This window comes from Collinsella sp. AM28-11LB (genome assembly GCF_003469895.1).
Classification (GTDB): domain Bacteria; phylum Actinomycetota; class Coriobacteriia; order Coriobacteriales; family Coriobacteriaceae; genus Collinsella.
Genome location: NZ_QSKJ01000004.1, coordinates 81,293 through 90,738, shown reverse-complemented (window position 1 = coordinate 90,738; position 9,446 = coordinate 81,293). Strand labels below are relative to the sequence as shown.

7 protein-coding genes and 1 pseudogene are annotated in these 9,446 nt (G+C 60.0%); 1 reads left to right on the top strand and 7 read right to left on the bottom strand.

Translation table 11 applies throughout. The features are described from left to right. Window positions 1–228 precede the first annotated feature (228 nt). Window positions 229–1,395: a lactaldehyde reductase gene (gene fucO / locus DW732_RS04135; protein ID WP_118098876.1), complete on the bottom strand. Its 1,167-nt coding sequence runs from the start codon at window positions 1,393–1,395 to the stop codon at window positions 229–231. A 167-nt stretch (window positions 1,396–1,562) separates the two neighbouring features. After that, on the bottom strand, window positions 1,563–2,354 hold the full coding sequence (locus tag DW732_RS04130; RefSeq protein ID WP_370214169.1) for a YoaK family protein: 792 nt from the start codon (window positions 2,352–2,354) through the stop codon (window positions 1,563–1,565). Window positions 2,355–2,547: 193 nt separating this feature from the next. On the opposite strand from DW732_RS04130, the gene DW732_RS04125 reads away from it, so the two are divergent. Continuing rightward, window positions 2,548–4,680, top strand: a complete 2,133-nt coding sequence (locus DW732_RS04125) for a YgiQ family radical SAM protein (RefSeq protein ID WP_233539355.1) — start codon at window positions 2,548–2,550, stop codon at window positions 4,678–4,680. On the opposite strand, the gene DW732_RS04120 is transcribed toward DW732_RS04125, so the two are convergent. The 5 genes and pseudogenes from DW732_RS04120 to DW732_RS04105 all read right to left on the bottom strand — a co-directional run bounded on the left by DW732_RS04120 (window position 4,677) and on the right by DW732_RS04105 (window position 9,427). Further along, on the bottom strand, window positions 4,677–5,588 hold the full coding sequence (locus tag DW732_RS04120; RefSeq protein WP_147356359.1) for a CPBP family intramembrane glutamic endopeptidase: 912 nt from the start codon (window positions 5,586–5,588) through the stop codon (window positions 4,677–4,679). The genes DW732_RS04125 and DW732_RS04120 overlap by 4 nt on opposite strands. Before the next feature lie 88 nt (window positions 5,589–5,676). Then, entirely contained in the window at window positions 5,677–5,880 is a 204-nt protein-coding gene (locus DW732_RS04115; RefSeq protein WP_117734431.1) for a hypothetical protein, read from the bottom strand. A gap of 215 nt (window positions 5,881–6,095) precedes the next feature. Next, window positions 6,096–6,299: pseudogene (locus DW732_RS09865) on the bottom strand (hypothetical protein); the annotation flags it as partial. Window positions 6,300–6,424: 125 nt separating this feature from the next. Then, the gene (locus DW732_RS04110) at window positions 6,425–7,807 is read right to left on the bottom strand and encodes a 6-phospho-alpha-glucosidase (RefSeq protein ID WP_117734429.1); all 1,383 of its coding nucleotides are present in this window, start codon (window positions 7,805–7,807) and stop codon (window positions 6,425–6,427) included. A 3-nt stretch (window positions 7,808–7,810) separates the two neighbouring features. Beyond that, window positions 7,811–9,427 (bottom strand): PTS transporter subunit EIIC, encoded by a 1,617-nt coding sequence (locus DW732_RS04105; protein WP_118098872.1) that lies wholly within the window; start codon window positions 9,425–9,427, stop codon window positions 7,811–7,813. Window positions 9,428–9,446 lie beyond the last annotated feature (19 nt).

Genomic DNA, 9,446 nt, shown 5'->3' with positions numbered 1-9,446 from the left:
GCCCCCGCCACGATAAGCAGACATAAGGCGCCATCCAACAATGCGCCCCTCACATCCCGCCTTTCCGGCACCCCGGCATCTGAGAAAAGAACGCAGGCGGCCCCGGGTTTCCCTCCGGGCGCATTCCGCAGGACGCAAAAGGCCCCGCCGCGCAACGCGCGCAGCGGGGCCTTTTGCATGTCCGAGGACGCGCCCGGAGGGAAACCCGGGGCCGCCGACGGGAGTGATTTACTCAGCCGGGCAGATCTTCTTGAAGAGCTCGATGACGTCGTCAAGCGTTGCCTCGCGCGGGTTGCCCGGGAAGCAGGCGTCGGCCATAGCGTCCTTGGCCAGGACCTCGATCTCGTCGGCCTTCATGGCCTCGCAGACGTGCGGGATGTTCACGTCGGCAGAGAGCTGCTTGACGGCGGCGATGGCAGCGTCAGCGGCCTCTTCGGTGCTCATGCCCGTGGTGTCAACGCCCATGGCGACGGCAACCTTGGCCAGGCGCTCGGCGCAAACCGGCTTGTTGAACTCCATGGCGATCGGCAGCAGCATGGCGCAAGCGACGCCGTGCGGGGTGTCGTAGTGAGCGGAGAGGGTGTGAGCCATGGCGTGGTCGATGCCCAGGCCAACATTGGAGAAGCCCATGCCGGCGACATACTGGCCAAGGGCCATGCCCTCGCGGCCGGAGCCGGGCTGACCGGACTTGGCCTCAGCGACAGAGTCGCGCAGGTTCTCGCTAATCAGCTTAATAGCCTCAAAGTGGAACATGTCGGAGAGCTCCCAAGCGCCCTTGGTGGTGTAGCCCTCGATGGCGTGGGTCAGAGCATCCATGCCGGTAGAGGCGGTCAAGCCGGCGGGCATGGAAGCCATCATGTCGGGGTCGACGACGGCGACCTCGGGGGCATCGTTGGTGTCGACGCACACGAACTTGCGGACCTTCTCGGGGTCGGTGATGACGTAGTTGATGGTCACCTCAGCAGCGGTACCGGCGGTCGTCGGCACGGCGATGGTGAACACGGCATGGTTCTTGGTGGGAGCAACGCCCTCGAGGCTGCGGACATCAGCGAACTCGGGGTTGTTGATGATGATGCCGATGGCCTTGGCGGTATCCATGGAGGAGCCGCCACCGATGGTCACGATAGCATCAGCCTCGGCGGCCTTGAAAGCCTCGACGCCGTCCTTGACGTTCTGGATAGTGGGGTTGGGCTTGATCTCGGAGTAAAGGCTCCAAGTGATGCCGGCAGCGTCGAGCTCGTCGGTCACCTTAGCGGTAACGCCAAACTTGACCAGATCGGGGTCGGAGCAGACGAAGATCTTCTTGTAGCCGCGACGCTGGAGCTCGCCGGGGATCTCCTTGATGGCGCCGGAACCATGATAAGAAATGGTGTTGAGAACGAAACGATTAGCCATTGATAGCCTCCCCATCGTGTGCGGGGCAACCATTACGCCCCGCGCTGTAAGTTCCATCCTAACGCTTTTGAAACAAAAAATGCATGAGAACATCAAAAGTGTTAAAGCGTTTCAACAGAAGATGAAAAAACAATGCGGCAAAGGGACAACCCCTCTGCCGCATTCGGTTACTTTCGACAGCCCTCTTTCCAAGCCTCTGCCGCAAGCTTCCAGCGAAAACGCAGGTCGCGCTCGCGGTCGATGAACATGATTGCAAACGCCACGAACAGCAGCACGCTCGCCACCGCAATGGCGTGCAGCCCCATGCGCTCAATACACCAGTTGCCCAGCACGGCGCCAAACACAAAGGTAAAGATCACGCCAAAGTACAGCAGGCCGTTTTCCAAAAAGCCGCGCTTGTGGGTGATGATGTAATCGTCCACGTTTTGCAGCGCGTTGCGCAAGTTGCCGATACACATAGTCGTGGCGATGCCGTGTCCATGAATCTTGCGGAAACTCTCGACCTGCATACCGCAGGCAAACGAGGTAAGGCAGTTGGCGAGCAGGTTGAAATCGCCACCGGGGATAAAGCTCACGCCCAGCAAGATGACGGCTTCAAAGAACACCGTCACCTGACGCCAATGGATCACGCTGCCAAAACGCTCGTGTACCAGGTCGGCAAGCATAATGCCCACGGCAAACGAAACCACAGGGAAGAAGTAGCGCCCCGCAAGTGCCCAATTGCCCTCTGAGATGCTCACGCCCACCAGCAGGATGTTACCCGTCTGCGCGTTGGCGAAAACATGGTCGCGCCCAATGTACGAATACACATCCATAAAGCCACCGGCAAGCGCCAAGATGATGCCCAGCTCGATGGACTCCGATATCTGCTTGGCACGCTGCATCGTCGTGCGGCCTCCTTGTTGACGACCCTCTCGTGCGTTGGCGGAGACATAGCCGCCGTTCATACTGTAACCCATTGACAACATGGCGTGCGCGCGAGACGAGTTCCCCAACGCGCGGATACACAGTCTGGAAACAAACGGCGGGCGCGGCGCCGACACCCGCATCGACACGCCGATCCGCCAGCCCATGTACTCCACCAGTCTTTTTAGCCCCGTCCCAAAAAGACTGGTTACAATTACGTGCAGCATACAAACACCGGGAGGGATCGTGGCAAAAAAGCCTCAGCACGCTCAGAACAACCAGCGCAGTCAGCAGGGCAAACAGGGCCAGCAGCAAAAGCGTGGCGGCAAGGCCCAGGGCGGCCACGCCACTCATACCCCGGCAGCACCTGTCCGTCCCTGGCGTCCAGGCCGCGATAAGTTCCTCCCCGTCAGTCGCTCCGATATGGATGCGCGCGGCTGGGACCAGTGCGACTTTGTCTACATCTGCGGCGATGCCTACGTGGACCATCCGAGCTTTGGCATGGCCATCATCAGCCGCGTGCTCGATGCGCATGGCTACAAGGTGGGTATCATCTGCCAGCCCGACTGGACCGACCCCGCCAGCATCACCGTGCTCGGCGAGCCGCGCCTGGGCTTTCTCGTCAGTGCCGGCAACATGGACTCCATGGTCAACCACTATTCGGTGACCAAGCACCGCCGCCATACCGACGCCTATACCCCCGGTGGCGAGGAGGGGCGCCGTCCCAACCGAGCCGTCACGGTCTACGGCAACCTCATCCGCCAGACGTTCAAGGACGCCCCCATCATCATCGGCGGCATCGAGGCAAGCCTGCGTCGCCTGGCCCACTACGACTACTGGCAGGACAAGCTCAAGCGCTCGGTACTGCTCGACTCGGGCGCCGACATCCTCATCTACGGCATGGGCGAGCACGCGATTGTCGAGATCGCCGACGCGCTCGACGCGGGACTGCCCGTCGACCAGATCACCTATATCAACGGCACCGTTTACCGCACGGGGTCGCTCGACGAGGTCTACGACTACGACCTGCTGCCCAGCTGGGACGACCTTACCGCCGACAAGCTCAACTACGCGCGCAGCTTTAACGTGCAACAGCAGAACATGGACCCCATCACCGGGCATCGCCTGGTAGAGCCCTACCCCAACAGCGTCTATGTGGTGCAAAACCCGCCATCGGCGACGCTCACCACCGACGAGATGGACGAGGTGGCAGAGCTCCCCTACGCACGCGATTGGCATCCCGACTACGACGCGGCAGGCGGCGTGCCTGCCTTTGCCGAGATCAAGTTTTCCATCAGCTCTAACCGCGGCTGCTTTGGCGAGTGCTCGTTTTGCGCGCTCACCTTCCACCAGGGCCGCGTGCTGCAGATGCGCAGCCACGATTCGATCATGCGCGAGGCCGAGCTGCTCACGCGCGACCCCGAGTTTAAGGGCTACATCAACGACGTGGGCGGACCGACGGCCAACTTTAGCCGTCCTGCCTGCGACAAACAGCTCAAGCACGGCGTGTGCAAGAACAAGCGCTGTCTGTGGCCGAGCGTATGCAAGAACATGGTGGTCGATGAGAGCGGCTACACGCAGCTGCTGCGCGACCTGCGCCAGCTGACGGGCGTCAAAAAGGTCTTCGTGCGCAGCGGCATCCGCTTTGACTACACCATGGCCGACACCTCGGACGAGTTTTTGCGCGAGCTGCTGGAACATCACGTCTCGGGTCAGCTACGCGTAGCGCCCGAGCACGTGAGCGATGCGGTGCTGTCCGTGATGGGCAAACCGAGCCGAGCCGTCTACGACGCGTTCTGCCGCAAATTTGAGCGCTTGAACCGCGAATACGGACTCAAGCAGTACGTGGTGCCTTACCTCATCTCGAGCCACCCCGGCTCGACCATGAAGGAAGCGGTGGAGCTTGCCGAGGCCGTGCGCGACATGGGCTACATGCCCGAGCAGGTGCAGGACTTCTACCCCACCCCGTCCACGATGAGCACTTGCATGTACTACACCGGCGTTGACCCGCGCACCATGGAGCCAATCTATGTGGCGCGTGACCCGCACGAGAAGGCTATGCAGCGCGCGCTCATCCAATATCGCAAACCCGAGAACTACAAGCTCGTGCGCGAGGCACTGGAGAAAGCCGGGCGTCGTGACCTGATCGGCTACACCAAGCATTGTCTGATTCGTCCCGTGCCGCCGCGCCTGGGCGAGACGTCTGCTGGCGGCGGGCATGGCACCGGCAAGAAGGGCGGCAGGGCCCACGGTGGTGCCGGCAAGGGCCCCAAGGGCAGCAAGGGGCACGGCGGCATGTCGCGTGCGCAGAACACCGCCGGCCGCAACCGTGCGGCCCAGGGACGACAGGGCGCCAACGGAGGCGGGCGTCACAACTAGGGCAGCGGCGCGCTCGCTGCGTCCATCCCACACGCGTGGCGCAGTGAGCGCATTGCCTCAACGAGGATGACGCCAGCGATAGCGACCGTAATTGCCACATCGAACGGCGTGTTCACAAACCAGAGCAACGTCATGAGATACGACCCGGCGTTAAAGGCAAAGTGCAACAGGATCGTGTAACGGAGCTTTCCGGTGGTCACGAGCACCCAGCCAAAGACCAGACCGGCAGCGCCCGCGTAGCAACCCTGCACCCAATTCATGTGCATAAAACCGAAGATTGCCGCCTGCAGCACAATCGCCGCGGCAATACCCCACGTACTTGGGGCCGCCCAGGACACCATGGCGCCGTCCTGCGCACCCGCACGACGCCGGCGCTTCCAAAGTGGGCGGCACTGCGGGTTAAACGCTCGGAGCGAAAACTCAAAAATGATGCCGCGCACCAGCAGCTCTTCACAAAATGGGGCGCCGAGCACCGTAGTCAGGACGGCGAGATAGCTGGTGTCGCCCATGCCTGTTTCCTCGACAAGCTCGCTGTAGTCGGCCGCGGCATCGGGCAACAGCGCCAGCACGGCGTCGGTCACGCAGCCAACGACCACCTGCAGGGCTAGGCCAATCACGATAACGCAAACGATGCGCTTCCATGCAGCATTTGCTCCCCCGCCAAGCGGGCGCTCGCCCTGCCAGCGCGCCATAAACGAGCGCGGCCACAGATAACGCCACCACAGCAGCGCCATCAAAAACGACGCCATCTGCGCGGCAGCCTGAAGCAATTGAATATCGAGGTCGTCAATCGAAAAGCCCATGAACACCGACGCGACACCCAAAGCGGAAAACAAAACCACGCTCAGGGCAATATCTGCCGCGATAACGCCAAAACAGGCAAGCGCCCAAATCATCGCATTGAGCATGCCAACCTCCTCAAAACCCGGCACTTAGGGACGTTCCTTAACTGCCGGCAGAAAAGGAACGTCCCCAAGTGCCGGCAGTTTGGGACAGTCATTGTTGATGAGAATCGGGCGCAGTGCCAAAGGCCCCGTTGGGCGAAATGTCGAACGGAAAGGTGCCGCAGCGATTAAACGCGGCGATAAACATGCGGATGGCGTTGGACGGCGTGGTACCTACGAGCTGCGTTGCCGCCGCGAAGGCCGCCTTTTCCTCGGGCAAGACCTTCGCGACAACCGGGGTCATGTGTTCTGCCATGGCGCTTCCTTTTTGAAACGACGGTGGTGCGGATAGATGCGGGCCACGCGGCTGGGCGACGGGCTGTGAAGGCAACCCGATTGGCCCGCATCTGGAGTTTGTTTCTACGGCGTTGGTATTACTTGGTATTCCAAAGTATTACCCCGCAGATAGAATACCATACCCGACCCCATGGGGACGGAGGAAAACGGATCATTTTGTTGCTGAGTAAGTATTTAGAGCGTGATGATATCCGAGATATTGAGGGCCTGAGCGTCGACGGCATCGTGCGTGGCAAGCAACAGGATGCGACCGTCGAGCAAGTCGAGCACGACCTCGGCGCATGCGTCGCGCGCAGCGGTATCTAGACCGGTAAAGGGCTCGTCCAGAATCACCGCGTCGCCTGGGCACAGCAGGGCTCGGGCAATCTCGATGCGACGGCGCTGCCCACCCCCATATCAACCCTTTGCGCAAAACGGCAATGCCCCGTCCGCGCAAACACGCGAACAGGGCATTGATCAAGTTTTACGGTCAGCGGCTCTTTTGTGCCAGAGACCTTCTGTCTTTAGCGAAGCTCGGGCCAGTAACCCTTGTTGGCCTCGATCATGTCGTCGAGAACCTCCTTGGCGACCTTCATCGAAGGCACGGTCTTGTTGAGCGTAAAGGCCTTGAGCGCCTTCTCGTACGAACCCTCGATCGTAGCCTCGACGATGAGCTTCTCGGAGTTCAGCTGCTGCATCATAAGACCCTGCTGGAACAGCGGGATGTTGTCGCGGCTGATGACCTCGGGGCCGTTCTTGCCAATGTAGGCAGGCAGCTCGACCATGGCGTCGTAGGGCATGTTGGGGATAGCGCCCTTGTTCTCGCAAATGACCAGGAAGCGCTGCTTGGTATCGTTCTTCAGAGCGATGGCTAGATCGGCAATCCAGTCGCCGTGGCTGCCCGCATAGAACGTGCTCTCGTCGATCTCGCCCGTCTTCTCGTAATGGTCGATGCCATCAAAGAGGTTCTTCTCGCGCGTCTCCTCGACCTCGTTTGCACGGGTGCGCTCGGGGTTGGAATGCTCGACGAACTCCTTCTGCTGCAGGTAGTAGTTCAGATACGTGTTGGGCAGGTACTCCGGGAAGCACTCCATGATCTCGTACTCGCCCTTCCAGACGTAGTACCAGCTGCCCTTGGTGTGGCGGTTCTGCTCGGGATGCTCGTCGGTGGCCTCCTCGGGCTTCTTGGACATCAGCGAGCTCATGCCCTTGAGGTAAGAATCGGGCAGCAGAATCTCGTGCTCCTTGATGTACTCGCGCAGCTGCGGGAGCACCTCCTCGCCCTTGTGGCGGATCGAGGTGAACCAACCAAAGTGGTTGAGGCCAAAGTAATCGTACTCGACATCCTTCTTGTCGATATCGAGTGCAGCGCAAACCACGTCGATGATCGCGATCGGCATGTCGCAGATGTTGATGATGCGAGCGTTGGGGCGCAGGACGCGGCAGCCCTCGGAGACGATGGCGGCAGGGTTGGAGTAGTTGAGAATCCAGTAGTCCTTCTTGGCATACTTCTCAACGTCGTCAATCAGCTCGACCATGGGGAAGATGGTGCGCATGCCATAGGCAAGGCCGCCGCAACCGCAGGTCTCCTGACCCACGCAGCCGTGACGCAGCGGAATCTTCTCGTCCTGCTCGCGCATGGCATAGCCGCCCACGCGCATCTGGGCAAACACGAAGCTCGCGTCGGTAAAAGCCGTCTTTTTGTCGGTGGTCACCGTGAGCTTGATGTCCAGGCCAAGGTCCTCGTGCAAAATCCAGTCCACGAGCACGCCAATCTTGCGCTGGCGCTCCTCGTTGATGTCGTACAGACGAATCTCGTCAACGTCGAGTTCGTCCTTGCGCAGAGCGATGGACTTGACGATGCCGGGGGTAAAGGTGGATCCGCCACCACACAGAGTAATGATCATTGTTTACTGCTCCTTCTCAATTGCGTTTTCGACCTTGTCGCGCATCTCGGCGACCTTCATGCCAAAGATGATCTGGATATTATTGCCGTTGCGGTTGATGCCGCTGTTGGGCACGTGGTTGATGAGGTTCTCATCGATGAGGTCCGGGTTCTTAACGTTCACGCGGAGACGCGTAAAGCAGTTCTCGAGCTCCTCGATGTTGTCCTTGCCGCCAAGACCTGCGACCAGATCGGCAATGCCCGCATCGACGCCCTCTGCGGGAGCCGCGGCAACAGCGCCCTGCTTCACCGCGACAGACGCGGCGGCCTCGCCCTCGGCGACGGACTCGGCGAGCTCGGACTCCTCCTCGCGACCAGGCGTGTGGAGGTTGAGCTTCTTAATAAGGAAGGTGAAGAGGAAGAAGTACAGAGCGGCGTTGAGAACTCCAAGCACCAGCATCATCGGCCAGTTGGTCTTATCGACACCAAGGACCAGGTTGGAAACAACGATGTTGATGATGCCGCCTGCAGTCGAAGCGGGCACGGAGAGAACCTTAAGAAGAACCAGGAAGACGCCGGAAAGAATCGAGTGGACGACAAAGAGCACAGGGGCAGCAAAGACAAAGAGGAAATCCATGGGCTCGGTCACGCAGGAAAGCACGGCGGTGATGATCAGCGGGATGATGACAGCCTTGGTCTTGTCCTTGTTCCCCTTGTAAGCGGTGAAGATAAAGGCGAGACCGATGCCGATGTAGGGCCACAGGTTGTTGAAGGCGTAGCTGTTGAAATACGTGCTATCGGAGAAGGGCTGGCCCGTCATTGCCATCTCGGCGACACGGATGGGATAGGCGCCGGCGATAACCTGATCGCCCAGCGTAAGGGTGCCACCCACATCGGAGAACTGGAACGGGGTGTAGATGAGGTGGTGCAGACCGGTGGGAACGAGCAACTTGTTGAGCATGCCGTAGATAAACAGACCGATGTTGCCCGACTCCTTAATGATGCCGGCAACGGAGGAGATGGCACCCTGAACCGGAGGCCAAACGATGCAGAAGCCAGCGCCCATGATCCAGGAAATGATGATCATGATCAGGAACGGAAAGCGAACGCCCGAGAACATCGAAAGGGCAACGGGGAACTGCTTGTTCGAGTACTTGTTGAACACGGCACCGGTGATGCAACCAAGAATGATGCCGCCAAACACGCCGGTATCGAGGACCTGAATGCCCATAACGGTGCTCTGGCCGGTTCCGGTAAGGCCGAGCATGCCGCTCGCTTCGGCAAGAGAACCGGTGGCGTTGAGCACGATGTTATTGGCCTGAAGGAACAGGAAGAACGACATCAGGGCGATCAGCGAAGCATGGCCCTTGTTCTTCTTTGCCATGGCGCCGGCGATGCCCACGCAGAACAGAATCGAGAGGTTGTTGATGATAAACATCAGCGACTGATAGACAACGGCGCCCGCAAGCTGGAACGGGCCGAAGCCCAGCACGGGGACCACGGCGCAGATGGTCTTGTTGGTCAGAATGATGCCCACGATGAGCAGGATGCCGGCAACCGAGAGATACATCATCGGCTGGACGATCGACTTCGCGAACACCTCCAACGGCGCTTTGAAATTGAACTTCTTTTTTGCGGTCATAGCGATACTCCCCTTTCTT